Origin of the sequence: Dermacoccus barathri (genome assembly GCF_015070805.1) — a bacterium.
Classification (GTDB): domain Bacteria; phylum Actinomycetota; class Actinomycetes; order Actinomycetales; family Dermatophilaceae; genus Dermacoccus; species Dermacoccus abyssi.
Genome location: NZ_JADCTK010000002.1, coordinates 305166 through 331103 on the forward strand (window position 1 = coordinate 305166; position 25938 = coordinate 331103).

Consider the following 25938-nt stretch of genomic DNA (forward strand, 5'->3'; position numbering starts at 1 on the left):
AGCCGCAAGGCAGCAGGCAGGTCATGGCCCCGTTGTGTAGTGGCCTAGCACGCCGCCCTCTCAAGGCGGTAGCGCGGGTTCGAATCCCGTCGGGGCTACATTGAGACAAAGAATCCTCGTCACGCAAGTGACGGGGATTCTTTGTCTGTAGGTGCAATTCTTTCTTCGCGCTAACAAAGGGCGCCTTTCTCATGATTTGTCGTGAGAAAGGTGCCCTTTGTCGTGCCCTATTGCAGGCTTGGGTTCAGGAGCGCGGAGCAGGTGGCGTGACTTGGCTCGTCTGCTGAGCGGCGGCGCGAGCCAAGACCTCCGTGAGCTTGTTGGCGCCGGCGACGACCGTGGCGGCGTGCAGGCGGCCGGGCTGGCGGGAGACGCGCTCCACGGGGCCCGAGATCGACACGGCCGCGATGACGTGGCCGCTGGGGGAGCGAACGGGCGCGGAGACCGACGCGACGCCCTGCTCACGCTCGCTCACCGACTGGGCCCAGCCGCGACGGCGGACGCCGGAGAGCATCGTGGCGGTGAACTTCGAGCCCTGGAGGCCGCGGTGCAGGCGGTCGGGCTCCTCCCACGCGAGAAGCACCTGGGCTGCCGAACCGGCCTGCATGGACAGGGTCGCGCCGACGGGAATCGAGTCGCGCAAACCCATGGGGCGGTCCGCGGCGGCGACGCAGATGCGCTGGTCGCCCTGACGGCGGAAGAGCTGCGCACTCTCGTTCGTGTGGTCACGCAGAGCCCCGAGAACCGGGCCGGCGGCGGCGAGGAGGCGATCCTCACCCGCCGCGGAAGCGAGTTCGACGAGGCGCGGGCCGAGCACGAAGCGACCCTGCATGTCGCGTGCGACGAGGCGGTGGTGTTCGAGAGCCACGGCCAGGCGGTGAGCGGTGGGGCGGGCCAGGCCGGTGGCCGCCACGAGCTGAGCCAGGGTGGACGGACCGGCTTCGAGCGCCGAAAGCACGATCGCAGCCTTGTCGAGAACGCCGACTCCACTAGAGTTGTCCATGTTCTGATATTGCAGTCTCATGACGCGAGACGCAAGTTCAAAGGCCTGCAGAAAGCGTAACGCTTGAGCCACGGCATTTGTCTCGCGGGTCGGACGGCCCGGTGATTCGAAGGAGGACGCGTGGGGAAAACGCTGGCCGAGAAGGTGTGGCAGCAGCACGTCGTGCGCAGCGCCGAAGGCGAACCCGATCTGCTTTTCATCGATCTTCACCTGCTTCACGAGGTGACGAGTCCGCAGGCGTTCGACGGCCTTCGTCTCGCGGGACGCGCCGTGCGGCGCACCGATCTGACGCTCGCGACGGAGGACCACAACGTCCCCACGACGCCGGGCCCCATCTCCGACCCGGTGAGTCGCACGCAGGTCGAAACGCTGCGCAAGAACTGTGAGGAGTTCGGCGTCCGCCTGTTCCCGATGGGTGACGCCCAGCAGGGCATCGTGCACATCATCGGCCCGCAGCTCGGCCTGACGCAGCCCGGCGCGACGATCGTGTGCGGCGACAGCCACACCTCCACTCACGGCGCGTTCGGCGCCCTGGCCTTCGGCATCGGCACGAGCGAGGTCGAGCACGTGCTCGCCACGCAGACGCTTCCGCTCAAGCCGTTCCGCACGATGGCGATCAACGTCGACGGTGCGCTGCCCGAGGGTGTGAGCGCGAAGGACATCATCCTCGCCGTCATCGCCGAGATCGGCACGGGGGGAGGCCAGGGTTATGTGCTCGAGTACCGCGGCGAGGCCATCGAGGGCCTGTCGATGGAAGCGCGGATGACGATCTGCAACATGTCGATCGAGGCCGGCGCCCGCGCAGGCATGATCGCTCCCGACGAGACGACGTTCGCCTACCTCGAGGGCCGCGAGTACGCGCCGGCCGGTGAGGAGTGGGACGCCGCCGTCGAGGAGTGGAAGAAGCTTCGCACCGATGACGACGCGCAGTTCGACGCCGAGGTGACGATCGACGCGGCCTCGCTGTCGCCGTACGTCACGTGGGGCACCAACCCCGGTCAGGGCCTCCCGCTCTCGGCTAACGTTCCCGACCCGGAGTCGTTCGGTGACGACTCGGCGAAGGCCGCCGCCTCCAGCGCCCTCGAGTACATGGGCCTGACGCCGGGGCAGCCGCTCAAGGAGATCAGTGTCGACACGGTGTTCCTCGGGTCGTGCACGAACGGCCGCATCGAGGATCTGCGCGCCGCCGCGGAGGTCATCAAGGGCCGCAAGGTGGCGGACTCCGTGACGATGCTCGTGGTGCCCGGCTCCGCGCGAGTGCGCCTCGACGCCGAGGCCGAGGGGCTCGACAAGGTCTTCACCGAGGCCGGTGCCGAGTGGCGTCTGGCCGGTTGCTCGATGTGTCTGGGGATGAACCCCGACCAACTGCAGCCGGGGGAGCGCAGCGCGTCGACCTCGAACCGCAACTTCGAAGGGCGTCAGGGGAAGGGCGGTCGTACGCACCTGGTCAGCCCCCAGGTCGCCGCCGCCACCGCCGTCGCGGGCACCCTCGCCGAGCCCGGCGATCTGTGAGCACCGAGGAGGAAACTGCCATGGAGCGATTCATCCACCACACGGGCGTCGGCGCCCCGCTGCGCCGGAGCAACGTCGACACCGACCAGATCATCCCCGCCGTGTACCTGAAGCGCGTGACGCGCACGGGCTTCGAGGACGGCCTGTTCTCGGCCTGGCGCAAGGACGAGTCGTTCGTCCTCAACCAGGACGCTTTCCGCGACGCGTCCGTTCTCGTGGCGGGCCCCGACTTCGGTACGGGCTCTTCGCGTGAGCACGCCGTGTGGGCACTCATGGACTACGGCTTCCGGGTCGTCATCAGTTCGCGCTTTGCCGACATTTTCCGAGGCAACTCGGGCAAGGCGGGCTTGCTCACGGCCCAGGTCGAGCAAGGGGATGTCGAACTGCTCTGGAAGTACCTCGAGAACGAGCCGGGCGCTCAGATCTCGGTCGATCTGGAGTCGCGAACCATCACAGCAGGCGAACTCGTCGTGCCGTTCGAGGTGGACGACTACATCCGCTGGCGCCTCATGGAGGGCCTCGACGACATCTCGCTGACCCTGCGTCACGAGGGCGACATCGAGCGGTTCGAAGCTCAGCGTCCGGCCTGGAAGCCGACGACGAGCGTCCGATAGGTGAGATCGAAGAATCCCGGTAGTAGCGGTCTACGACAAGGAAGTTGCGCGGCAAATCGAGTGTGAGGTCTTGCACAGTTCGCGAATCACGTTCACACTCAACGATGTCGGCGATTCTTCACCTTCTACCGCGGATGGTGCGGCAGTCCGGGTCTTTCGCGCTCGCGTGAAGCGGCGTTCGATTAGCACGCGTCGGATGGACGATGCTCCACCCTTGTGGGTAATTTGATCTATATCTGCGCATTGCGAGGTTTCGCGGGGCAATGCACGCCAGTGAAGGGTGGAGGAATGAACAAGGCAGATCTTGTCGACCGTCTCGAGGAGCGACTCGGGAGCAAGAGGGCGGCACTGGAGGCTGTCGAGGCAGTCGTCGACGTCATCATCCGTGAGGTCGCAGCGGGGAACAAGGTCGGCATCACGGGGTTCGGAACGTTCGAGCGCGTCGATCGCGCCGCGCGCACCGGTCGCAATCCGCGTACGGGCGAGGCTGTCCACATCGACGCCACCGCCGTGCCGAAGTTCACCCCCGGCACCAATTTCAAGGTCGTCACTGCGCACCCGGACAAGCTTCCGCGTACCGGTAATGCGGGTGGACGTGCCAGCGCCTCGCGCTGAGCGTTGACAGCGAAGAAGGACCCCGAGACCGGCTTGGTCTCGGGGTCCTTCTTTCGTTCTCCCAGTACTCCGGTCGAGGTCAGCGGATGGTTTGTCCGGCGCCGATTCCATCGATCCACAGTCGGCGAATACCGTCGGGGCCCATGTCGACGTTGAGGCGTTGACCGACACGGAGCGTGCGCAGGCTGCTGCGCATGAACGCCTCGGTGGAGAAGGCCAGCACCCGGCCGTTGTCGGTGATGACCTCGCCGGTGAGTGTTTCGGGATCGAAGCGGTGGACGCTCGCCTGTTCCTGCACGATGCTCATGCTCCCTTCGTCGTCGAGCGTTCGAGGGCTGCGGTGCGTGAGCCGACGGGTTCACGACCCTCGACGACGTGGCGCGCGAGATCGTCCGTCAAGTGCGATCCGACACTCACGGCGACGCGTTGGTGACGTCCGGCGCTCGAGCCACCGAAACGGGGAGCCAGCCGTGCGGGGTCGTGGTGGCTGATGGCGACGGAGCCGCCGTCGTCGGAGACCACGACTGCGGACTCGGTAGCGGCACAAGCACGCAGCAGAGCGCTGATCGTGTCGCCGTCGGCGTAAGGGAGCGGGCCGAGCAACACGGCGCCGGAGCGTTCGGGATGGGACCTGACCCAGTCGGCGAGCGCCGCAGTCAGTGCGGCGTTGAGATCGCGGCCCTGTTCGCGTGCGTGAGCCCCTGCTTCCGTCGCGCCGGTTCGCACGGCCTCGTCATCGCTGAGGACGAGAATGTTGGCAGGTTCGACGGCAGCGCTCACGGCGTCGATCGTGTCGAGGGCGCTCGCTCGAGCCCACGCGACGGGGTCGACGGTGCGGGGCGCGGCGAGGCTTCGACCGTCGCTGAACGCGAGGACGATGCTCCAGGTGGACGATCGGTTCTGCACGGTTTGAATGCTCGCAGATTTCGCGGACGAATGCCCAGGAGGACCGTCCGGTGTGTTTCTGCGGTCGGTGGCCGACGACTCGGAGCTCCGGCCCGCCCTCGGACCGGCCCGCGGCTAGAGTTGCGCACGAGCCAGGAGGTGCCCATGTCCGACGTTTCGCTCGACGAGAGTGAACGCAACGGTGTCGTGCGATTAATCACGGGTGTCGTCGCGCCCGGGATCTCGCCGTGGTTGCGGGAGACCTGGCGCGGTGCCGAGCACGTGCCCGACCACGGCCCGGCTGTCATCGCGGGCAATCACCTGAGCTACTCCGACCCCTTCGTCCTGGGTCGTTTCCTCCTGCACGCAGGGCGTCTGCCGCACTTTCTCGGCAAGGCCGAGGTCTTCGCGACGCCCGTCCTGGGGCCGCTTCTCAAGCGTGCCGGCCAGATCCCCGTCCACCGAGGCACAGCGCGGGCCGCTGACAGCTTCTCCGCTGCCGTCGACGCCGTGGAGTCGGGCAAGATCGTCTGCCTCCTGCCCGAGGGAACGCTCACGCGCGACCCCGACCTGTGGCCCATGGCCGGAAAGTCAGGGGCCGCTCGCATTGCGCTGACGACCGGGTGTCCGCTGGTGCCCGTCGCCATGTGGGGTCCCGAGCGGATCCTGCCCCCAACGCGTAACGCCCTGAAGTCGCTGCCGAGCGCGGTGGTTCGCCGCCACGACGTCACGGTGAGTGCCGGGCCGCCCGTCGACCTCGACGACCTGCGAGCGCGGCCACTCGACGCCGAGGTTCTCACCGAGGCAACAGCTCGGGTCATGGCGGCCATCACGGAGCTTCTCGTCGAGATCCGGGGCGAGTCCCCGACGACGACACCACTGGACAACCCGCGCGTGCGATCGCGCTCGAGTCGAACGGAAGGCGCACGATGACCAAGGCCACGGTCATGGGATCGGGAAGTTGGGGAACGGCGTTCGCCGCGGTGATGGCGGACGCGGGCACTGACGTCACGATGTGGAGCAGACGCCCCGAACTCGCCGAAGCCATCGAGACGACCCGCGTCAATGACGACTACCTGCCGAGCCTGCGCCTGCCCGACCGTGTGCATGTCACGAGTGATGTCGCAGAGGCGATGGACGGCTCCGACATCCTCGTTCTCGCGGTGCCGTCGCAGACGTTGCGCGAGAACCTCGAGGGTTGGCGCGAACACCTCCCGGACGGCGCGCCGCTCGTGTCGCTGATGAAGGGCATCGAGCTCGGAACCCTCAAGCGGATGACCGAGGTCATGGAAGAGGTTGCGGAGGTGCCCGCCGACCGGGTGGTCGTCGTCTCGGGGCCGAACCTGGCCAAGGAGGTCGCCGACAAGCAGCCCGCGGCGGCCGTCGTCGCCGCGTCACGTCACGGAGTGCGTTCGAAGGTGGCGGAAGCCTGCGCGGCGCCGTACTTCCGGCCGTACACCAACGCCGACGTCGTGGGTACCGAGATCGCCGGCGCGGTGAAGAACGTCATCGCCCTGAGCGTGGGCATGGCGCACGGCCTGGGTATGGGGGAGAACTCGACGGCCACTCTGCTGACCCGCGGACTTGCCGAGACGGCGCGTCTCGGTGTCGCGCTGGGAGCCGACCCGCACACGTTCCTCGGTCTCGCCGGCGTGGGCGACATGATGGCCACCTGCAGCTCACGTCTGTCGCGAAACCACCAGTTCGGGCTCGCGCTGTCGGAGGGCAAGACGGTTGAGGAGATCACTGCCGCGACCAACCAGACTGCCGAAGGCGTCAAGTCGTGCCGCTCGATCCTCGAGCTGGCGCGTAGCGTCCACGTCGACATGCCGATCGTCGAAGGCGTCCACGCCATCCTCCACGAGGGTTGGACGCCCGACGAGATGGTCCGCGCCCTCATGTCGCGTTCGCGCAAGAGCGAGCGCGTCTGAGGCTCGAGGTTGGTCGGACTCAGGCGCTGGATCCCGTGAGGGCGGCGTCGAGGTCACGCCACAGGTCGTCGACGTCCTCGACACCGACGGAGAGCCGCAGGAGGTTCTCCGGCACGCTCTCGGGCTCGAGGGCGTGGCGACGGCGGCGCTCCAGCATCGACTCGACGCCGCCCAGGCTCGTTGCGGGCAGCCACACGTCGACGGCGTCCTCGACGGCGCTCGCTGCCGACTGGCCGCCGTCCACCTCGACGGCGATCATGGCTCCGGTGCCGGGGTAGCGGACGCGGACGACGTTCGGGTGCTGCTCCAGGCGCGCGGCCAGTTCGGCCGCGTTCGCGCAGGCCCGCTCCCAGCGCAGATGGAGCGTGCGCATGCCCCGCAGCGCGAGCCACGTCTCGGACGGCCCGGGGATCGCGCCACCGAGGGTGCGCGCCGTGAGCAGTCGTTCGGCGAGTGAGGAATTGTTCGTCACCGCCGCGCCGAGGAGGACATCGCTGTGTCCGGCGAGGTACTTCGTCACCGAGTGGACGACGACGTCGACCCCGTCGTCGAGCGGACGGCGGCCGAGCGGGGTGTTGAACGTGTTGTCCTCGACGACGAGAGCGCCCGCGGCGTGCGCGCACCTCGTCACGGCGGCGACGTCGCAGGTCTCGAGCGTCGGGTTCGCGGGGGACTCGATCCACACGACGTCGACGCCGTCCGTCAGGGCTCGTTCGACGGCCGAGGTGTCGGACAGATCGATGCGGACGAGGCGAGCGCGACCGCTTGCGACCCACGTCTCGAGCAGCCCTGAGGTGCCGTTGTAGAAGTGGCGCGGCGCGAGCACCGTTCCGCCGTGCGGCAGGAGGGACAGTGTGGCGCTGATGGCGCCCATCCCGCTGGCGAACGCGAGCGCGCGAGTGGAGTCGTCACCCTCGAGCGCTGCGAGCGTCGTCTCGAAGGCGCTCCAGGTCGGGTTGCCGACGCGCGCGTAGTTGACGTCGCCGCCCGCGACGTACGTTGACGTCATCGCCAGTTCGGGACTCACCGAGGCGCCGGGGGAGCGTGGGGGACGGCCCGAGCCGACGAGGCGGGTCGCAGGTGCGAGGGGTCGAGAAGGGTCACCTGTCATGGCGTCGAGCCTTGCACGGCTCGTCGGTGCGAGGTTCGCAGGTTGCGGCATGTGGACGGCTAGAGTGACAGACGATGAGCACTTCCCAGACCCGTACCCGCGTCGCCGTCGTCTTCGGTGGACGCTCCTCCGAACACGCCATCTCGTGTGCCACGGCCGCAGGTGTCCTCGCGGCGATCGATCGCGACCGCTACGAGGTCGTGCCGATCGGCATCACGAAGACCGGTCAGTGGGTCCTCATGCCCGACGACGTCGAGGCGCTCGCCATCAAGGACAAGCAGCTTCCGGAGGTGAAGAGCGGCTCCGGCAAGGAGGTGCTCGTCGCGCCGTCGCCGGAGCAGCACGACATCCTCGTGCTCGAGCCGGGCGAGACCCCCGAGGCGCTCACCTCGGTCGACGTCGTCCTGCCGTTGCTGCACGGCCCGTTCGGTGAGGACGGCACCCTGCAGGGGCTGCTCGAACTGGCCGACCTGCACTACGTCGGCTCCGGCGTGACGGCGTCGGCCGTCATGATGGACAAGCACATGATGAAGGTCGTGTTCGCGGCCGCCGGTCTGCCGGTCGGGCCGTACACCGTCATCACCGACAAGGAGTGGCGCCGCGACAAGGCCGCAGCCATGGACGCCGTCGCGTCGCTGGGTTGGCCGGTCTTCGTCAAGCCCGCGCGTGCGGGCTCGTCGGTCGGAATCTCGAAGGTGAACGGCCCGGACGAGCTTGAGGCGGCCATCGAGATGGCACGCCAGAGCGACCCGAAGGTCGTCGTCGAGGCGGGCATCGTCGGCCGCGAGGTCGAGTGCGGCGTGCTCGAAGGCCACGGCAGCGACCTGCCGCGAGCGTCTGAACTCGGTGAGATCGAGGAGATCGGCGCGCACGACTTCTACGACTTCGAGGCCAAGTACCTCAACGACGACGGGCTGCGCCTGTCGTGCCCGGCCGACGTCCCGGCCGACGACGCCGCCCGCATCAAGGAACTGTCGATCACAGCGTTCGACGCCGCCGGTTGCGAGGGTCTCGCGCGCGTCGACTGGTTCTACACGCCCGAGGGCACGCTGTACCTCAACGAGATCAACACGCTGCCGGGCTTCACGCCGGTCTCGATGTTCCCGCAGGTGTGGAACGCCAGTGGTCTCGGCTACACCGAGCTCATCACCGACCTCATCGAGTTGGCGCGCGAGCGCCGCACGGGGCTGCGCTGACGTCGGCTGAGCCTCGAAACCCGCAGAAGATCGCCTAGGAGCAGCGCCGCTCGCCCTGGACGATCTTCTTCGCTGCGGGGGCGAAAGCCGCGAGCGTGGAGGCATCGGCTTTCGACTCCTTCGGCACGAGCACCTCGATGGCCGGTTCTCGGCCGTAGGTGGTGTAGCGACGCCCGTCCGACAGGTCGGACTGCACCCAGTCGACGCCGTTCGCCTCGAAGCACGTCTCCGTGGTGGGTCCGGGAGGTGTGAGGCCACAGCGCGCGATGACGGACGACTCGGGCCGTTCGCCCCAGGCGCGCACCGCGTCGGACGGCGTGGTGACGGGGTACGGCTCGAAACCGGCCACCTTCGCCGGCCAGGCGCTCGAGGCCGCCTTGCACTGCGGGGTGTTCGCGCGATCCGCGGGCTTGGCCTCCACCGGAGGTAGCGAGCACGCGGCGAGCGCCCACACGGCTGACGAACCGGCGACGAAGAGGCTGAGGGAACGGAGCGTCGTCATGGTGGACAACGCTACCGGCGGTGGCTGCGCGCTGCCTGGTGCGGCGCGGATGCGGTCTGTTCCGGCCTGCTTGAATGGGGCCGTGACGAACGTGTGGACGCCGAGAGTGGGCGGCGACGCCCCGACCGTCGACGACGTCGGTGAATTGGGCGTGCTGAGGTCCGTCCTCGCCGTGGTCGAACCCGCGGCGGCCGATGTCGGGCCCGGTGACGACGCCGCCGTCCTCACAACGAGCACTGGCCGCACCGTCGTGACGACCGATTCCATGGTGCTCGGCCTCGACTGGCGTGACGACTGGTCGTCGCCCCAGGACGTCGGGGTCAAGGTCATCGCGCAGAACCTCGCCGACGTCGTTGCGATGGGCGCGCGTCCGACCGGCGTCGTTGTCGCCCTCGCTGCCGAGGGGGCCACTCGAGTCGACTGGCTCGTCGACCTCACGCGCGGTATGGCCGACGAACTGCGGCGTGCCGGGGTCGGTTCGTTCGGCGGCGACCTCTCGGGAGCGCCCGACGGCACGGTCGCCGTCGCGGTCACGGGCCTCGGTGATCTGCCCGCGGGGCGCGAGCCGCTGCTGCGTGCCAACGCGCGAGTGGGGGAGTCGATCATCGTCTCCGACGTCCTCGGGCGAAGTCACGCCGGTCTGCTCGTATTGCTCGGTGAAGTCGCGCCCTCGGAAAGAGCCGGGACAGCGACTCAGGAATGCGTGGGGTGGCATCGTGCCCCGCGCCCGCGATACGCGGGTGACGAAGCTGCTGCTGCGGGGGTGCGCTGCGCGATGGACGTTTCCGACGGTCTGATGCTCGACGCCGCACGGATCGCGCGGGCGTCGAGCGTGCGCCTCGCCTTCGACGGTGACGCGCTCCGTGCGATGGCGCGCCCCCTCGAACCGGTGGTGGGGGATCGGGCACTCGAGTGTGCGCTCTCCGGCGGTGAGGAACACGCCCTGCTCGCGACAAGCCCGGAGGGGCGCGTTCCGGCAGGATGGCACGTCGTCGGCCGTGTCGAGGACGGCCAGGGCGTGACGCTCGACGGCGAGCCGGCGCAGACGGAGGGCTGGACGCACTTCGGCGCTCGCTGACGAGCGAACTGCTCCGATTGTTGCGAACGTATTGCAATCCTCTGTGATGAGCCCGTCTGCATGGCTCTGAAGGGGGCCGTGGGCTACCGTCAGGCGGTCAAACAGAATCTTCAGACCGGGAGCCAGCCTTGCTGCCTATGGATACCTCCGCACTGCGTCTCGACGCAGGGCCGGTCGACTACGTGCTCATCGCGTTGTACTTCGTCTTCGTTCTCGGCATCGGCCTGTTGGCCCGCCGTCAGGTGAGTTCGAGCATCGACTTCTTCATGTCCGGCCGATCGTTGCCCGCCTGGGTCACCGGCCTCGCCTTCATCTCGGCCAACCTCGGTGCCGTCGAGATCATGGGTATGTCCGCGTCCGGTGCCCAGATGGGTATGCCGACGTTCCACTACTACTGGATCGGCGCGATCCCGGCCATGCTGTTCCTGGCCATCGTGATGATGCCGTTCTACTACGGCTCGGGCGTGCGCTCGGTGCCGGAGTTCATGAAGCGCCGCTTCGGTACCGGCGCCCACCTCGTCAACGCGATCTCGTTCGCGCTCGCGCAGGTGCTCATCGCCGGTGTGAACCTCTACCTGCTGGCGAAGATCGTCAACATGCTGCTCGGCTGGGACATGACCGTCTCGACGATCGTCGCCGCCGTCATCGTCCTCAGCTACATCACCCTCGGTGGCCTCTCCGCTGCCATCTACAACGAGGTGCTGCAGTTCTTCGTCATCGTCGCCGCACTGCTGCCGCTGACGCTCGCCGCCCTGCACAAGGTCGGCGGCTGGGGCGGCCTGCAGGACAAGATGCAGGCCGCAGGTACCGACGGTGAACTCGCCTCGTGGCCGGGTAACTCCCTGACCGGCTTCACGAGCTCGGTCTGGTCCGTCATCGGCATCGTGTTCGGTCTCGGCTTCGTGCTCTCCTTCGGTTACTGGACGACGAACTTCGTCGAGGTTCAGCGCGTCATGGCCTCCAAGGACATGAACTCGGCTCGCCGTGCTCCGATCATCGGCACCTTCCCGAAGATGTTCATCCCGTTCATCATCATCATCCCCGGCATCATCGCCGGTGTGCTCGTGCCGGAGATCGCCAAGGCCAAGGCCTCGGGTGGCAGCGCCGACTACAACAACGCGCTGCTGTACCTCATGAGTGACCTGCTGCCGAACGGTCTGTTGGGCGTGGCCATCGCCGGTATGCTCGCCGCCTTCATGGCAGGTATGGCCGCCAACATCTCGGCGTTCAACACGGTCTTCAGCTACGACATCTGGCAGGAGTACGTCGTCAAGGAGCGTGACGACGCGTACTACATCCGCATCGGCCGCATCATGACGGTCGTCGCCACGGTGGTCGCGATCTTCACCTCGTTCCTCGCCGCCAGCTACGAGAACGCGATGAGCTACCTGCAGACGCTCTTCGGCTTCTTCAACGCGCCGCTGTTCGCCACGTTCATCCTCGGTATGTTCTGGAAGCGCATGACGGCGACGGCCGGTTGGGCCGGTCTCGTCTCCGGTACCGTCGGCGCGGTCATCGTCGCGGTGCTCTCCGAGGACGCTCTCGGCGGGCTGTCCGTCGGCGTCATCCCGATCGGTGGCCAGGGCGCCTCGTTCGTAGCTGCCGGTACGGCGTTCGTCGTCGACGTCCTCGTCAGCTACGTCGTGAGCCTCGCGACGCAGCCGAAGCCGGCGGAGTCGCTGCGCGGCCTCGTCTACAGCGAGACGCCGAAGGAGGACTTCGAGGAGGACACCACCACGAGCTGGTGGCAGTCGCCGACGAAGCTCGCCGGAATCTCGCTGGCCCTCGTCATCCTGCTCAACATCGTCTTCCACTGAGGGGTTGAATCATGAGTACTCCCACGAACGACAAGGCCGGAGCAGGCACCGCGAAGGCGGCCAACTCCGCGCGTCACGGCGCGGGCCTGTTCGACATCCGCAACATCATCGGTGCCCTCATGGGCATCTACGGCGTCATCCTCGTCGGGATGAGCTTCACGACGAGCGAGGCCGACCGGGCCAAGGCCGACGGCGCGAACCTCAACCTGTGGACCGGCGTCGGTCTGCTCGTCCTGGCGGCAGCGCTCATCGGCTGGGCAGTCACTCGCCCGATTGTCGTCGATGAGCGTGAGCTCGCCGAGGACAAGGCCGCCGCGGAGCACGAGCAGCCCAGCGCCCACTGAGGTACTGACTGCGAACGACTGAGCCGGGCGTCCCCCTGAAGGGGGCGCCCGGCTCACGCGTACTCACCGATGGTGAGCGGTTACCGCGGGAGGGATGCCTCGTTTTCACGGCAAGATCGTGAAGGCGGGCAACAAAAAACCCGGCCGGAGCCGGGTTTCTTGACGCAAGTGCTGAGATCAGCGCTTGACCTTACCTGCCTTGAGGCAGGAGGTGCAGACGTTGAGACGCTTCGGGGTCACGCCAGCCTCGCCGACCATCGCGCGAACGCGCTGGATGTTCGGGTTCCAACGACGCTTGGTGCGGCGGTTGGAGTGCGAGATGTTGTGACCGAAGCCCGGTCCCTTGCCGCAGACGTCGCAGGTGGCAGCCACGGTTTCTCCTGAAGTCGATGAACGTTCTTGGGTTTCGCCCCGGCAGGCACGTCAGGACGACGGGCGACACGGAGGCAACCTGGGAAGCATAGCCGAGCCCTACCTGGCGGAGCAAAACGAGGCGAGTGGCTCGCTTCGGGCGCACGCGCGGGGTGTCAGCCGTCAGGCAGGTGGGGATTCGCCCACGATTCCATTGTCGGTGCCTTGTGCCAGAGTAGGGGCGCACGAGCGGTTCGTGGGTGCCTCGGCCCACGCGTCGCCCGTGAGTCACGGATGAGCGAGGACGGAGGAGCGCCATGACGACGACGCTCACGTTGGCCTCCCTCGCCCGCGTCCTCGTCGCGGCCCGGGCAGAGCTTGCCGCGTCGGAGACGATCCTCAACTCCCTCAACGTCTACCCGGTGCCCGACGGCGACACGGGCACGAACATGCGCGCCACCCTCGAGGCCGGCCTTCGCGCAGTCGAAGAACTCGATCCGGGTGCGCGCACCGCTCGCTCCGCCCTGCGCCAGGTGCTCGGTGCCATCACGCGTGAGGCTCAGGGCAACTCGGGGGTCATCCTCTCGGAGTACGTGCGGGGGTTCGTCGGAGCGCTCGGAGCGTTGCCCCCCGACGGCGTGGACGAGGCCGTTGCCCTCGGGCTGGACGGCGACGCTCTCGCGCGAGCCCTGCACTCCGGCGCATCCTCGGCGAGAGGAGCCGTCGACAACCCCGTCGAGGGAACCATGCTCAGCGTCGCCGAGGCGGCGGCTGTCGCGGCGAGCCACGCTCGTTCCGAGGCCGTGCACTCCGGCGAGACGCCCCAGGTCGACGACGTGGCGCAGGCGGCGTTCGACGGCGCGAAGCTCGCCCTGTCCCGATCTCCGCAACAACTCGCCGTCCTCGCCGAGGCGGGGGTCGTCGACGCCGGCGGAGCCGGCCTCGCCATCGTGCTCGAGTGCCTCAGCCGTGTCGCGAGCGGACGCCACGGGCTTCCTCGTGCCAGCGAGCGCTCCTGGCTGCCCCGCGCCGAGGCGCGAAGCGTCCGTTCGGAGGGCGGCTGTCAGGTGACGAGCGACGGTCCAGCCTTCGAAGTCATGGGCGTGATCGAGGGGCTCACCGACGAGATGGCTGCCTCGTTGCGCTCGCGGCTCGCCGAGGTCGGTGACAGCGTCGTCGTCGCCGGTGGAGACGGTATCCACCGCCTCCACGTGCACACCGACCTTCCGCTCGTCGCGGTCTCCCATGCCCGTGACGCGGGGTCCGTGAACAACATCGCGGTCACGCGCTTCGCCGGCGGGCTCGACACAGTCAGTGACGTCGTCGTCGTCGCCCAAGACGAGGCCGTGCAGCGCTATGCGCGCAGCCTCGGGGCCGCCGTCAGCGAGCGCATCGCCGAAGCGGACAACGGGTCGACTCTCGTCCTCGCCGACCGGGGAACTCCCGGTGACGGAGCCCGCAGTCACAGTCTCGTCACACTGCTCGCGGGCCTTGACGCCGTTGCCACGGGCTTCGATGCCGATGAGGAGATCGAGGTACTGCAGGCGGGCACGTGGCGTGCCGCGCGAGATCTGGTGCGCAGCCATTTCGAGGGAGCCGAGGTCGTCACCGCCTGCATCGCGCCGGACGCCGAACCGGCCGCGGCAGAGCAGTTCGTCACCTTCCTGGAAGCCGAGGCCGAACGCGTCGGAGCGGAGCTCGACCTCCTGCGTCTGCGATCGGGCTTCCTCGTCCAACTCGGAGTGATCCATGAGTGAGGTAACGCTCGAGACACCGCTCGTCAAGGTGCTCGGCACGAGCGCGAAGAAACTCGCGAAGGCGCGCAACCTCGAGACGGTCGGCGACCTCCTTCACTACTTCCCGCGCCGCTACATCGACGCCCACGCCGGCAGCAGCTTCTCGGAGTTCGAACTCGGCGAGCACGTCGTTCTCACCGCCGAGGTGGCGGAGATGACGCAGCGGCGCATGAAGAACCGGCGCGGTTCCATGGCCAACGCCGTCATCGTCGACGACGCGGGCCAGCGCGCGCTCGTCACGTTCTTCAGTGCGCACCCGCACTACGGCATTCTTCGGCCGGGTAAGAGAGCCCTCTTCAGCGGTCAGCTGGGGCTCTACGGAAAGCAATTGCAGCTCACCCACCCGCAGTACTCGCTCATGGACGACGCTGACATGAGCATCTACGAGAACGGCCTCGTGCCGGTCTACAAACAGGTCGAGAAGATCACGAACCTCAGTCTGACGCTGTCGATCAAGCAGGTGCTCGACGCGGTCGGCACCTTGCCCGACCCGCTCGACGACGACCTGCGTGAGCGCATGGGCGTGCCCGATCTCACGCGTGCCATGCGCGCCGCGCACCTGCCGCGCACCATGGCGGACGTGGGCGCGGCGAAGAAGCGTTTCCGCTTTGACGAGGCGTTCATCACTCAACTCGTGCTCGCGCAGCGCCGGGCCAAGGCTCGCTCGGTACCCGCGACGCCTCGCGTCCCGCGCCCGGACGGTCTGCTCGCGCGCTTCGACCGCGCTCTCCCGTTCGAGCTGACGTCGGGGCAGGTCGAGGTCGGTGCCGCCATCGCCGACGACCTCGCGCGTGAGGTGCCCATGCACCGACTGCTCCAGGGTGAGGTCGGCTCGGGTAAGACGATCGTGGCGCTGCGGGCGATGCTCGCCGTCGTCGACTCCGGCGCACAGGCAGCCCTCCTGGCGCCCACGGAGGTGCTCGCGGCGCAACACGCCACGTCGATGCGCGCCATGCTGGGCGACCTCGCGCAAAGCGGGCAACTCGGCGGGGACGCCGACGGCACGCGCGTCACGCTCCTCACGGGATCGATGTCGACCTCGGCGCGCTCGCAGGCACTGCTCGACATCGTCTCCGGCGAGGCCGGCATCGTCATCGGAACCCATGCCCTGCTGCAGAAGCACGTAGATTTTGCCGATCTCGGGCTCGTGGTGGTGGACGAGCAGCATCGTTTCGGAGTCGAGCAGCGTTCCGCGCTGAACTCGAAGGCAGCCACGCCGCCGCACGTGCTCGTCATGACGGCGACGCCGATACCCCGCACCGTGGCGATGACGGCGTTCGGCGACCTCGACGTCTCTACCCTGCGGCAACTGCCGCGGGGGAGGGCACCCATCGTCAGCCACGTCGTGCAGGCGCAGAACCCGGCGTGGATGAACCGCGTGTGGGAGCGCGTCGCCGAGGAGTGCCGCGCAGGCCGACAGGTCTACGTCGTCGCCGGTCGGATCGGTGACGCGCAGGACGGCTCCGGGGCAATGCTCGTCGACCCGGGCACGCCTGCCGATGACGGTGAGGCGCTACGTCCGGTCGGTGTCGTGGAGCTCATCGAGCAGATGCGTCACCTGCCGGCACTCGGAGGCGTCTCGATCGATCTCATGCACGGCCGGTTGCCGGCCGACGAGAAGGACACCGTCATGCGGCGATTCGCCGGGGGAGAGGTCGACGTTCTCGTGGCCACCACCGTCATCGAGGTGGGGGTCGACGTGCCCAACGCCTCGATGATCGTCATCGTCGACGCCGATCGCTTCGGCCTGTCCCAGCTGCACCAGCTTCGCGGCCGCGTGGGCCGAGGGGAGCACGGCGGTCTGTGCCTGCTCGTCACACGCTCCGAGTCCCCGGAGGCCCTCGAACGCCTCGGCCGCGTCGCGGGGACGACCGACGGATTCGCCATCGCCGACCTGGATCTAGAATTACGACGAGAGGGTGACGTGCTCGGCGCCGCGCAGAGTGGTCGCCGTACGTCCCTCGACTGGTTGGAACTGACAAAGGCGTCAGATCTCGAGGTCATCGCCAAGGCCCGCGACGAAGCCGTAGCGCTCGTCGAACAAGACCCGACGATGGCCGATCACCCCCTGCTGGCCCAGGCTGCGCGCGAGCGTGTCGACGACCAACAGGCTGAGTTCCTGGAGAGAGGCTAATGACGCGCATCATCGCCGGAAAAGCAGGCGGCAGGCGGCTCGACACGCCAGCGGGCGTGGGCACGAGGCCCACCGCGGATCGTGTGCGTGAAGCACTCTTCTCACGACTTGAGCACCTCGGCGCCATGCTCGGAGCCGACGTCCTCGACCTCTACGCAGGATCGGGCGCCCTCGGACTCGAGGCCTTCAGTCGTGGTGCCGCGTCCGTCACCTTCGTCGAGGCCAACCGCAGCGTCGCCACCGTCATCCGCACCAACGTGCGCAACCTCGGTTTTTCGCCGGTACGCGTCGTGACGCAGGCCGTCGAGCGATTCCTCGACCAGCCCGCCACTGTGCAGGCCGCCCTGGTCCTCATGGACCCGCCGTACTCGGTCAGTGAGGAGCAGCTGCGTCAGGCCATCAACTCGCTCGTCGAGGGCGGCTGGCTCGCACCGCGCGCCCTGGTCGTCATCGAGCGTTCGTCGCGCTCGCCCGAACCCACGTGGCACGAGCGGCTCGCACCGTGGGAGCCGCGCGTCTACGGCGAGACGACGATGTGGTTCGCCGAGCTCAGCGAAGGCCCTGACCCTGACGACGTCGACGCCGTCGTCGCCACGCTGGACGAAGTCGTTCCCGCGGCCGCGACCGAGGAGAAGTGATGACCCGCTGTGTCTGCCCCGGGTCGTTCGATCCCTTGACCCTCGGTCACCTCGACGTTGTCGAGCGCAGCGCGCGCCTGTTCGACGAGGTCGTGGTTGCCGTCCTCTACAACCCGGACAAGCAGGGCACGTTCACGGCCGACGAACGCGTCGGCCTCATCGAGAAGTCGGTCGCGCACCTAGCCAACGTGCGCGCCGAGGCTTTCGCCGATGAACTGCTCGTCGAGGTCTGTGCGCGCCTCGAGGCGCCGATCGTCGTCAAGGGCCTGCGGGGTGAGACCGACTTCAGCTACGAGTTGCCGATGGCCACGATGAACCGTTCGCTCTCGGGGCTCGAGACGCTGTTCCTGCCGGGAAACCCCGGCATGGATCACCTGTCGAGCTCGCTCATCAAGCAGGTGGCCACGCTCGGGGGAGACATCTCCGGCATGGTTCCCGAGGCCGTTCACGGCCCGCTTCTCGAGCGACTCGGCGTCGCCGGCTGAGGTCGGCCGGACGATTTGGGTGGGCGTCACGCGCTGGCGTAGACTTGCACGTCGGCCCACGCCATCGCTGTGGCCGAAGCGATCGAAGACACGACTCACGAAGACGGCAGGGTAATGAACCAGGTTGATTCGCGCCGACCTCTGGTGATTGACACCAGGGAACTCGGTCGCCGACCCGGTAATTCTCTGCGTCTGCATCGTGATGTCGCGACTCCGGCCGACTTCGGCACCGACGTCATCGGCATCGAGGAAGGTCAGCCCATGGGGCTCGACCTGCGTCTCGAAGCCGTGATGGAGGGCGTCCTCATCACCGGTGAGGTCGAAGCGACGGCGACCGGCGCCTGCGTGCGGTGCCTGGACGACGTCAGCATTCCTGTTGACGTTCACTTTCAGGAACTGTTCGCTTACGCCGAGCGTGCCGCGCACCACCGTGAGGTGGCCGGCGGCGATGACGAGGACGAACTGCCCGAGCTCGACGGCGACGACGCCGATATCGAGCCCGTGCTGAGGGATGCGGTAGTGCCTTCACTGCCGTTCCAACCGGTGTGTCGCGAGGACTGCCCCGGGTTGTGTGCCGAATGCGGCGCCCGGCTCGCGGACGATCCTGACCACCACCACGAAGCTATCGACCCCCGCTGGTCGGCACTGGCCAACCTGGCCGACGCCGATCCGGCACACGACGAGAAGAGGAACTGACGTGGCTGTCCCCAAGCGGAAGATGTCGCGCGCCAACACCCGCTCGCGCCGAGCCAACTGGAAGGCGACGCCGGTCGCTCTGCAGGCGTGCCCGTCGTGTGGCGCGAACAAGCAGGCGCACATGGCGTGCCCGTCGTGCGGCACGTACAACGGCCGTCACTACGGCGCCGCGGAGCGCACCGAGCACCAGGCCTGACCGGCCTCACTCGCCAGACCGTGGGCAAGAAAAGCTCGAAGCGGTCGGCGGCTGACGCTACGCAGCGGCCCGTCGGCGATCTGGCCCGAGAACTCAGTGAGATCTCGGGTACGGACGTCGATGAGCCGCTGCTTCGTCGTGCCCTGACCCATCGCTCGTTCGCGTACGAGAACGGCGGAATCCCGCACAACGAACGCCAGGAGTTCCTCGGCGACGCCGTGCTGGGTCTCGTCGTCACCGAGACGCTCTTCGGCGACCACCCCGACGCTCCCGAGGGGCAGTTGGCCAAGCAGCGGGCCGCCGTCGTCAATTCGCGGGCCCTCGCCGAGGTGGCGCGTGAGCTCGACCTCGGCGATTATCTGCTGCTCGGACGCGGTGAACTCGCCACGGGCGGCCGGACGAAGGACTCGATCCTCGCTGACACGACAGAGGCCGTCATCGGCACTGTGTTCCTGTGTGGCGGCATCGAGGCCGGACGGCGGATCGTGCATCACCTCATCGACCCGTTGATGTCACGGACGGCCAGCCTCGGCGCGGCGCTCGACTGGAAGACGTCGTTGCAGGAGGCTACTGCGGCCGCCGGCCTCGGCGCGCCCGCGTACGTCGTCGAGGGCGAAGGCCCCGATCACGACAAGGTGTTCACCGCGAAGGTCGTCGTCGACGAGCGGGTGCTCGGCATCGGCACCGGGCGGAACAAGAAGAGCGCAGAGATGCTCGCCGCCGAGAACGCGTGGGTGAGCCTGCGCGAGGAGGCGGCGAAGAACTCCGGCGTCACGACGGCAGAGGCGGTAGCCGACGCCGAATCGGACGTCTCGCCGCGTTCCGATGCCTGAGCTCCCCGAAGTCGAAGTCGTACGTCGAGGCCTGGCCGACCACGTGGTCGGCCAGGCCTTCGTCACGTCTCGGGTCACCGGAGCACGGGTCGCGCGCCGGCACGTGCCGGGCCCAGATCACTTGGCCGACGTCCTGCGCGGACGCCGTGTGGAGTCGGCCAAGCGGCGCGGCAAGTACCTGTGGCTGACGTTCGCGGGGGAGGGCGACGCCCTCGTCGTCCACCTCGGCATGAGTGGTCAGATTCTCGTCGAGGCGGCGGATGCGCCGATGGAGAAGCACGCGCACGCCGTGTTCGACCTCGACGGCGACGCATCTGACGCTGCGCCGATGCAGATGCGCTTCGTCGACCAGCGAACCTTCGGTGGGCTCTATCTCGACGAGCTGACGGTGGCGCACGGACGTGAGGTGCCGAGCACAATCGCGCACATCGCACCAGATCCGCTCGAGGACGCCTTCGACGCCGAAGCGGTCGCGCGTCTCATGCGACGCAAGGACGTCGCCGTCAAGCGCATGCTTCTCGACCAGGGTGTGGTGAGCGGTATCGGCAACATCTATGCCGACGAAGCGCTGTGGCGCTCGGGCGTTCACGGCAGGCGGCTGGGCTCGAGGGTGACGAAGCGTCAGTTGGTCGACCTGTTGACGGCAACGCAGGACGTCATGCGCGAAGCGCTCGCCCAAGGGGGCACGAGCTTCGATGCGCTGTACGTCAATGTGAACGGCGCGAGCGGCTACTTCGACCGCTCCCTCGACGCCTACGGCCAGCAGGGCAAGCCGTGCCGGCGGTGCGGAACGCTCATCGTGCGCGAGCAGTTCATGAACCGCTCGTCACACTTCTGCCCGACCTGTCAGAAGCCGCCCCGCTGATCCCCCGCGGACGCGAGGTGAAGCGGTCTGCCTCGACGGAGGGGCAGGGGTCACTGAGCCGCTCGTGAACGGAACCAGCAGCACGCGTGCTTGCGCCGGAAACGTCCCGCCCGAGCGTCGTTGCGGGGGACGTGGAAAGTTCGGGCCGCTCGGGGAAGGACACAGACGGCGCCTCGCCGCGTGAAGGCCCCAACTCGTGGCGAGCAACGCGGCGGCCACCGACGTCAATGCTTCGAGAGCGAGGAATGTGACGAGGAGCGATTCTGCATGCTTGGGGTGCCAGCCGGGGATGACCGAGCGCCCGAATGCGGCCTCGAGGGCACGGTGAATGCCGACAATCACGAGGATGGGCCGGCGAGAACGAGTGTGAGCGCGAGCATCGTCGATCCGATGCAGTGGAGCCCACACGAAACTTGCCGCAGCGCGCCGCTGAGCAGCAGGCGGGGCCGCAACGAGTCATTATTGGGCATGCGTCCAATCACGGATTGGATTGTGGCGCAAGCCACCTCATTATGGCCAGCACCTTGGATTTGACCGGAGGAGGAGTCCTTTTCCGTCGACTTGGTCGCGTTCTCGTCCTGACAACGTCTGCCGGTGGCGGAGGCTGTCGTCGCTCTCCACTACCGTTGGATCGTGATCGAACTGCGAACGCCCCGTGAACTCGACGAGATGAAGCCTGCCGGTCGGCTCGTCGCCTCCGTCCTCACCGCTCTGCGTGAGGCCGCGGACGTGGGCGTCAATCTGCTCGAGCTCGACGCGCTCGCTCACCGCATGATCAAGGATGCCGGAGCCGAGTCGTGCTACATCGACTATCACCCGAGTTTCGGCGCGAGCCCCTTCGGCAAGGTGTTGTGCACGAGCGTCAACGACGCGGTTCTTCACGGACTGCCGCACGACTACACCCTCGCCGACGGCGACCTCCTTTCGGTCGACTTCGCAGCCTCGTTGGACGGCTGGGTGAGTGATTCCGCGCTCTCGGTCGTTGTGGGCACGCCGCGCGACGAAGATCTGCGTCTCATCGAGACGACTGAGCGCGCCCTTGCCGCCGGCATCGAACAGGCCCGCCCCGGCGGCAAGCTCGGTGACATCTCGGCTGCCATTGCGGACGTGTGTCACGGTGCGGGATACCGCGTCAACACGCAGTTCGGTGGCCACGGCGTCGGCCGCACCATGCACGGCGAGCCGCACGTGCCCAACGACGGGCGGGCGGGGCGTGGGCTCAAGCTGCGAGAGGGTCTCGTCATCGCCATTGAGCCGTGGCTCATGGCCGGCACCGATCAACTCGTTCAGGATGCCGACGGCTGGACGTTGCGCAGCGTCGACGGCTCCCGCGGCGCTCACAGCGAGCACACCGTCGCCGTGACGGGCGATGGCCCGCTCGTGCTCACGGCTCGTTCGTGAGGTAGCCGCTTGTACGTCAAGTCGTTGACCCTGCGCGGGTTCAAGTCGTTCGCCTCGGCAACCGACCTCGTCCTCGAGCCGGGCATCACCTGCATCGTCGGCCCGAACGGATCGGGCAAGAGCAACGTCGTCGACGCTCTCGCCTGGGTCATGGGCGAGGGAAGTGCGCGCAGCTTGCGCGGCGGCAAGATGGACGACGTCATCTTCGCGGGAACCTCGGGGCGTCAGCCGCTCGGGCGTGCCCAGGTGACGATGACGATCGACAACTCCGACGGCGCGTTGCCCATCGACTACACCGAGGTGACGATCAGCCGCACGATGTTCCGTGGCGGCGGCTCGGAGTACGCGATCAACCGCACGCCTTGCCGGCTCCTCGACATCCAGGAGCTCCTCTCGGATTCGGGTATCGGCCGCGAGATGCACGTCATCGTCGGCCAGGGCCAGCTCGACGCCGTCCTGCGAGCCACACCGGAGGAGCGCCGCGGCTTCATCGAGGAGGCTGCCGGCGTCCTCAAGCACCGCCGCCGCAAGGAGAAGGCGCTGCGCAAGCTCGAGGGGATGGAGGGAAACCTCACCCGCGTCGCCGATCTGACGGCCGAGGTGCGTCGTCAACTCGGGCCGCTCGGACGACAAGCGGAGACGGCGCGTCGGGCACGGTCTATCCAGATGACGGTGCGCGACGCCCGCCTTCGTCTCCTGGCGGACGATCTCGTCCAGCAGCGTGCGGGTCTCGAGGCCGACCTCGCCGACGAGAAGGCACTCGTCGAACGTCGCACGCGGCTCGAGGCTTCCGTGGCCGAGGCGAAACGCGCTGTCTCCGAACTCGAGGACGACGCTGCCCGCAAGGCTCCCGCACTCGACGCGCTCCAGCAGCAGGGGTACTCCCTCACCTCCCTTGCGGAGAAGCTCGATGCGACCGCCCGTTTGGCGAGCGAGCGCGTACGCCTCATGGCGGCCGACGACGAACCGTCGCACTCGGGTCGCGACCCCGAGCAGCTGCGACGGCAGGCCGAGCGTGTGCGAGGGGAGGAGCTCGAACTCCAGGCTCAGGCCGACGAAGCGCAGAAGGCCGTCGACGAGGCAGTCCGCTCCCGCGAGGAAGCCGAGCAGGCTCACCAGGGGGAGCAGCAGCGGATCGTGCGCCTCGCGCGCGCCGCCGCCGACCGCCGAGAGGGCCTCGCCAAGCTTCACGGTCAAGTGGAGGCTCGACGTTCTCGCGTCGAGGCGGGTGAGGCCGAGATCGGTCGATTGCGCGCCACTCTGGGCGGATCGTCGGATCGCGTCGACGAAGCTCGACGTGAGGTCGAAACTCTGCAGGCACGCCTGGCGGAGCTCGAGTCGGGCGAGGAGGCCCTCAACGCGGCGGCCGAGGAAGCCACGTCGCGACTGGCGGAGCTCGACGAGCGACGCCGCGAACTGCGCGACGCGCGTAACACCGCGTCGCAACGAAGTGGCGCCGCCTCAGCCCGTGCCGAGGCGCTCGAGATGTCCCTGGGTTCGGCCGGGGCGTCCCGTGAGAACCTCCCCGACGACGCCGCAGGCCTCGGCGGTGAACTCGTCGAAGCTCTTCAGGCCGAACCGGGCCACGAGGCGGCCGTCTCCGTCGCGCTCGGGTGGGCGGCTGAGTCGTTCGTCATCGCGTCGCACGAGGACGCCGCGCGTCTCCTCGGGCATCTGCGTGACCACGAGGGGGGTCGGGTCGGCCTCGTCGTCGCCGGAGCGAGCGCCCCCGACTCCGGCGCCTGGCCGGAACTGCCCGACGGCGCGGTCTGGGTACGTGACGTGGTGAACGTGCCGGACCACCTCGCGGCCGCCGTCGCCGTCCTCGTCGACAGGCTCGCGCTCGTCCCCGACACTGAGGCGGCACTTGCCGTCGTGGCGAGCGGCGCGCGTGCGGTCACTGCGGACGGCGACGTCTATGCACCGACCTTCGTGCGCGGAGGGGGGCGTCCGGGTCGTTCAGCGCTCGAAATGCGCGCTGCATTGGACGACGCGCGGGGTGACAGCCAGGCACAAGCAGAGCGCGAACGTGACCTCGCCACGGAACTGGACGAGATCGCCGGGCCGCTTCGTGAGGCACAAGCGGCCGCCGACGCGACGGCGGACCGGCTCTCCGAGAGCGACGCCGAGATCGACTCGACCGCGGAGCAGCTGGCGCGTCATCACCAGACGATCGCCGCAGCCGATCACGAGCGAGAGCGCATCCGTAGTTCTATCGAGCAGGCACGCGTGGCGCTCGAAGCGAACCGCGGTGAACTCGAAGAACTCGAGCTACGGCTTGCTCACGCCCAGGAAGAGCCGAGCGACGAGGAACCGTCGGTGGCCGAACGAGACCGCCTGGCGGCGCTCGCAGCATCCGCCCGAACGGCGGAGACCGAACACCGGTTGACGCTGCGCACCCGCCAGGAACGGGCGCGGGCACTCTCGGGGCGTGCGGAGTCGCTCGAAGCGGCTGCACGATCTGAGCTCGCGGCGCGCGAGCGAGCCGAGGTGAGGCGACGCAGGCGCGAGGAATCTGCGCGCGTGGCACGGACGGTGAGCTCGCACGCCGAGTCGGCCTCGGCCGACGTCCGTCGCGCCCTCGAACGGCTCGTGCACTTGCGTGACGCCGAGGCGCAGGCCAAGGGAGAACGCGAGGCGCAACTCAAGGCCGCCCGCCAGCGGGCTCAGGAGCAGGCGGACGCCCTGCGGGAGGTCACCGACTCGGTGCACCGCGACGAGGTGGCCCGTGCGCAGCAGAGACTGCGCATCGAGGCGCTCGAAACGAGAGCTGTCGACGAACTCGGCATCGACCCGGACGTGCTCGTCGAGGAGTGCGGGCCGCATCAGCTTGTCCCGCACCTCGAACCAGTCGCCGAGGGGGAGGAGACGCCGGAGCCGGTGCCCTTCGAGCGAAACGTGCAGGAGAAGCGACTCAAGCGGGCCGAGCGCGACCTCAAGCAGTTGGGGAAGGTCAATCCGCTCGCGCTCGAGGAGTACGCCGCGCTCGAGGAGCGCCACACCTTTCTCACCGAGCAGCTCGCCGACCTGCGCGGTTCGAAGAAGGACCTGATGTCCATCGTGGACGAGGTCGATGCACGCGTCGAGCAGGTGTTCACCGAAGCCTTCCACGACGTGGCACGCGAGTTCGAAGGCGTCTTCTCGCGGCTGTTCCCGGGCGGCGAGGGGAGACTCGTCCTCACCGACCCGGACGACATGCTGACCACCGGCCTCGACGTCGAGGCCCGTCCGCCGGGCAAGAAGATCAAGCGCCTGTCGCTGCTGTCTGGTGGCGAGCGTTCGCTCGTGGCGGTGGCGTTGCTCGTGTCGATCTTCAAGGCGCGACCGAGCCCCTTCTACATCATGGACGAGGTCGAGGCCGCGCTCGACGACGCGAACCTCGGGCGACTCATCACCCTGTTCGAAGAGCTTCGCGACTCGAGCCAACTCATCGTCATCACGCACCAGAAGCGGACGATGGAGGTCGCGGACGCGCTCTACGGTGTGACGATGCGTGGCGACGGCGTGACGACCGTGGTCTCCCAGCGGCTGGGCGACGTCCGTGTTCCGCAGGAGAACGCGTGACAGCGCCTGAGCCGTCCGCGTGGCAACTGGCAATCGGTGAGTCCGCCGGTCACAATCGTGAGGCACCCCGCACACATGAGGAGACACGGTGTTCTGGCTCGTTCTTGGTATGACGCTTGCCGTCGCGCTCGCTCTCTTCGTCGTGGGCATCGTGGCGCTGCCGGCCCGCCGTGCGGGGCGGAGCATGTTCACGCCGCGCGGTGAACGTCTCTTCCGGCTCTCCGACGACGCGCCGGTCGGCCGGAGTCGAGGCCCCGTGAAGCGTGCGGCCGGCGAGGCCGGCGCGACCAAGAAGCCCGCGAAGTCCGGCGAGAGTGCTTCGGCCGGGGTGGCACGTTCCGAGCGTGCACGCCGACCCGAACGCTGAGTGA

At 68.2% G+C, this 25938-nt stretch carries 26 protein-coding genes and 1 tRNA gene; 21 read left to right on the forward strand and 6 right to left on the reverse strand.

Going from position 1 to position 25938, the window contains the following annotated elements:
- Nucleotides 1-25 precede the first annotated feature (25 nt).
- A tRNA-Glu gene (locus IM689_RS04460) sits at nt 26-98 on the forward strand.
- Between the two features lie 146 nt (nt 99-244).
- Here IM689_RS04460 and IM689_RS04465 read toward each other — a convergent pair.
- On the reverse strand, nt 245-1003 hold the full coding sequence (locus IM689_RS04465; RefSeq protein ID WP_047311945.1) for an IclR family transcriptional regulator: 759 nt from the start codon (nt 1001-1003) through the stop codon (nt 245-247).
- A gap of 120 nt (nt 1004-1123) precedes the next feature.
- On the opposite strand from IM689_RS04465, the gene leuC reads away from it, so the two are divergent.
- The 3 genes from leuC (at nt 1124) to IM689_RS04480 (ending at nt 3744) form a co-directional block, all read left to right on the forward strand.
- Nucleotides 1124-2515, forward strand: coding sequence for a 3-isopropylmalate dehydratase large subunit (leuC, locus tag IM689_RS04470; RefSeq protein ID WP_047311946.1), 1392 nt, complete (start codon nt 1124-1126; stop codon nt 2513-2515).
- 20 nt (nt 2516-2535) lie between these two features.
- Entirely contained in the window at nt 2536-3129 is a 594-nt protein-coding gene (gene leuD, locus IM689_RS04475) for a 3-isopropylmalate dehydratase small subunit (protein WP_129664429.1), read from the forward strand.
- A gap of 288 nt (nt 3130-3417) precedes the next feature.
- Entirely contained in the window at nt 3418-3744 is a 327-nt protein-coding gene (locus tag IM689_RS04480; protein WP_193643068.1) for an HU family DNA-binding protein, read from the forward strand.
- Nucleotides 3745-3823: 79 nt separating this feature from the next.
- Here IM689_RS04480 and IM689_RS04485 read toward each other — a convergent pair whose 3' ends face one another.
- Entirely contained in the window at nt 3824-4051 is a 228-nt protein-coding gene (locus IM689_RS04485) for a cold-shock protein (RefSeq protein ID WP_118912768.1), read from the reverse strand.
- Nucleotides 4048-4650 (reverse strand): glycosyltransferase family protein, encoded by a 603-nt coding sequence (locus IM689_RS04490; protein ID WP_193643069.1) that lies wholly within the window; start codon nt 4648-4650, stop codon nt 4048-4050. Before IM689_RS04490 ends, IM689_RS04485 begins: the two co-directional genes overlap by 4 nt.
- 144 nt (nt 4651-4794) lie before the next feature.
- On the opposite strand from IM689_RS04490, the gene IM689_RS04495 reads away from it, so the two are divergent.
- Complete coding sequence (locus IM689_RS04495) at nt 4795-5562, forward strand: lysophospholipid acyltransferase family protein (protein WP_193643070.1); 768 nt, start codon at nt 4795-4797, stop codon at nt 5560-5562.
- Entirely contained in the window at nt 5559-6560 is a 1002-nt protein-coding gene (locus tag IM689_RS04500) for an NAD(P)H-dependent glycerol-3-phosphate dehydrogenase (protein WP_187034566.1), read from the forward strand. Before IM689_RS04495 ends, IM689_RS04500 begins: the two co-directional genes overlap by 4 nt.
- Nucleotides 6561-6579: 19 nt before the next feature.
- Here IM689_RS04500 and IM689_RS04505 read toward each other — a convergent pair whose 3' ends face one another.
- Nucleotides 6580-7671 carry a trans-sulfuration enzyme family protein gene (locus tag IM689_RS04505; RefSeq protein ID WP_193643071.1) on the reverse strand — a complete coding sequence of 364 codons (1092 nt, stop codon included), beginning with the start codon at nt 7669-7671 and terminating at the stop codon, nt 6580-6582.
- Nucleotides 7672-7745: 74 nt separating this feature from the next.
- On the opposite strand from IM689_RS04505, the gene IM689_RS04510 reads away from it, so the two are divergent.
- On the forward strand, nt 7746-8867 hold the full coding sequence (locus tag IM689_RS04510; protein WP_193643072.1) for a D-alanine--D-alanine ligase family protein: 1122 nt from the start codon (nt 7746-7748) through the stop codon (nt 8865-8867).
- A 34-nt stretch (nt 8868-8901) separates the two neighbouring features.
- On the opposite strand, the gene IM689_RS04515 is transcribed toward IM689_RS04510, so the two are convergent.
- Nucleotides 8902-9369 (reverse strand): DUF3515 domain-containing protein, encoded by a 468-nt coding sequence (locus IM689_RS04515; protein WP_193643073.1) that lies wholly within the window; start codon nt 9367-9369, stop codon nt 8902-8904.
- An 82-nt stretch (nt 9370-9451) separates the two neighbouring features.
- On the opposite strand from IM689_RS04515, the gene thiL reads away from it, so the two are divergent.
- The 3 genes from thiL (at nt 9452) to IM689_RS04530 (ending at nt 12608) form a co-directional block, all read left to right on the forward strand.
- Nucleotides 9452-10447 carry a thiamine-phosphate kinase gene (gene thiL / locus IM689_RS04520; RefSeq protein WP_193643074.1) on the forward strand — a complete coding sequence of 332 codons (996 nt, stop codon included), beginning with the start codon at nt 9452-9454 and terminating at the stop codon, nt 10445-10447.
- Between the two features lie 137 nt (nt 10448-10584).
- Complete coding sequence (locus IM689_RS04525) at nt 10585-12264, forward strand: sodium:solute symporter family protein (protein ID WP_047311957.1); 1680 nt, start codon at nt 10585-10587, stop codon at nt 12262-12264.
- 11 nt (nt 12265-12275) lie between these two features.
- Complete coding sequence (locus tag IM689_RS04530; protein WP_206609349.1) at nt 12276-12608, forward strand: hypothetical protein; 333 nt, start codon at nt 12276-12278, stop codon at nt 12606-12608.
- A 177-nt stretch (nt 12609-12785) separates the two neighbouring features.
- Here IM689_RS04530 and rpmB read toward each other — a convergent pair whose 3' ends face one another.
- A complete protein-coding gene (rpmB, locus tag IM689_RS04535) occupies nt 12786-12980 on the reverse strand; it encodes a 50S ribosomal protein L28 (RefSeq protein WP_047311958.1) in 195 nt (64 codons plus the stop codon).
- A gap of 296 nt (nt 12981-13276) precedes the next feature.
- On the opposite strand from rpmB, the gene IM689_RS04540 reads away from it, so the two are divergent.
- The 11 genes from IM689_RS04540 to IM689_RS04590 all read left to right on the forward strand — a co-directional run bounded on the left by IM689_RS04540 (nt 13277) and on the right by IM689_RS04590 (nt 25934).
- Nucleotides 13277-14716 carry a DAK2 domain-containing protein gene (locus IM689_RS04540; RefSeq protein ID WP_193643075.1) on the forward strand — a complete coding sequence of 480 codons (1440 nt, stop codon included), beginning with the start codon at nt 13277-13279 and terminating at the stop codon, nt 14714-14716.
- Entirely contained in the window at nt 14709-16889 is a 2181-nt protein-coding gene (locus tag IM689_RS04545) for an ATP-dependent DNA helicase RecG (RefSeq protein WP_193643076.1), read from the forward strand. Before IM689_RS04540 ends, IM689_RS04545 begins: the two co-directional genes overlap by 8 nt.
- Nucleotides 16889-17527, forward strand: a complete 639-nt coding sequence (rsmD, locus tag IM689_RS04550) for a 16S rRNA (guanine(966)-N(2))-methyltransferase RsmD (RefSeq protein WP_193643077.1) — start codon at nt 16889-16891, stop codon at nt 17525-17527. The genes IM689_RS04545 and rsmD overlap by 1 nt, the downstream gene beginning before the upstream one ends.
- On the forward strand, nt 17527-18012 hold the full coding sequence (gene coaD / locus IM689_RS04555) for a pantetheine-phosphate adenylyltransferase (protein ID WP_047311961.1): 486 nt from the start codon (nt 17527-17529) through the stop codon (nt 18010-18012). Before rsmD ends, coaD begins: the two co-directional genes overlap by 1 nt.
- A 114-nt stretch (nt 18013-18126) precedes the next feature.
- Entirely contained in the window at nt 18127-18708 is a 582-nt protein-coding gene (locus IM689_RS04560) for a YceD family protein (RefSeq protein ID WP_047311962.1), read from the forward strand.
- A 1-nt stretch (nt 18709) separates the two neighbouring features.
- Nucleotides 18710-18904: a 50S ribosomal protein L32 gene (gene rpmF, locus IM689_RS04565; RefSeq protein WP_047311963.1), complete on the forward strand. Its 195-nt coding sequence runs from the start codon at nt 18710-18712 to the stop codon at nt 18902-18904.
- A 20-nt stretch (nt 18905-18924) separates the two neighbouring features.
- Nucleotides 18925-19737, forward strand: coding sequence for a ribonuclease III (gene rnc, locus IM689_RS04570; RefSeq protein WP_047311964.1), 813 nt, complete (start codon nt 18925-18927; stop codon nt 19735-19737).
- Nucleotides 19730-20602: a bifunctional DNA-formamidopyrimidine glycosylase/DNA-(apurinic or apyrimidinic site) lyase gene (gene mutM / locus IM689_RS04575; RefSeq protein WP_193643078.1), complete on the forward strand. Its 873-nt coding sequence runs from the start codon at nt 19730-19732 to the stop codon at nt 20600-20602. The genes rnc and mutM overlap by 8 nt, the downstream gene beginning before the upstream one ends.
- 633 nt (nt 20603-21235) lie before the next feature.
- A complete protein-coding gene (gene map / locus IM689_RS04580) occupies nt 21236-22003 on the forward strand; it encodes a type I methionyl aminopeptidase (RefSeq protein ID WP_047312201.1) in 768 nt (255 codons plus the stop codon).
- 9 nt (nt 22004-22012) lie between these two features.
- A complete protein-coding gene (gene smc / locus IM689_RS04585; protein ID WP_193643079.1) occupies nt 22013-25567 on the forward strand; it encodes a chromosome segregation protein SMC in 3555 nt (1184 codons plus the stop codon).
- Between the two features lie 88 nt (nt 25568-25655).
- On the forward strand, nt 25656-25934 hold the full coding sequence (locus IM689_RS04590; protein ID WP_129665195.1) for a hypothetical protein: 279 nt from the start codon (nt 25656-25658) through the stop codon (nt 25932-25934).
- Nucleotides 25935-25938: the final 4 nt, after the last annotated feature.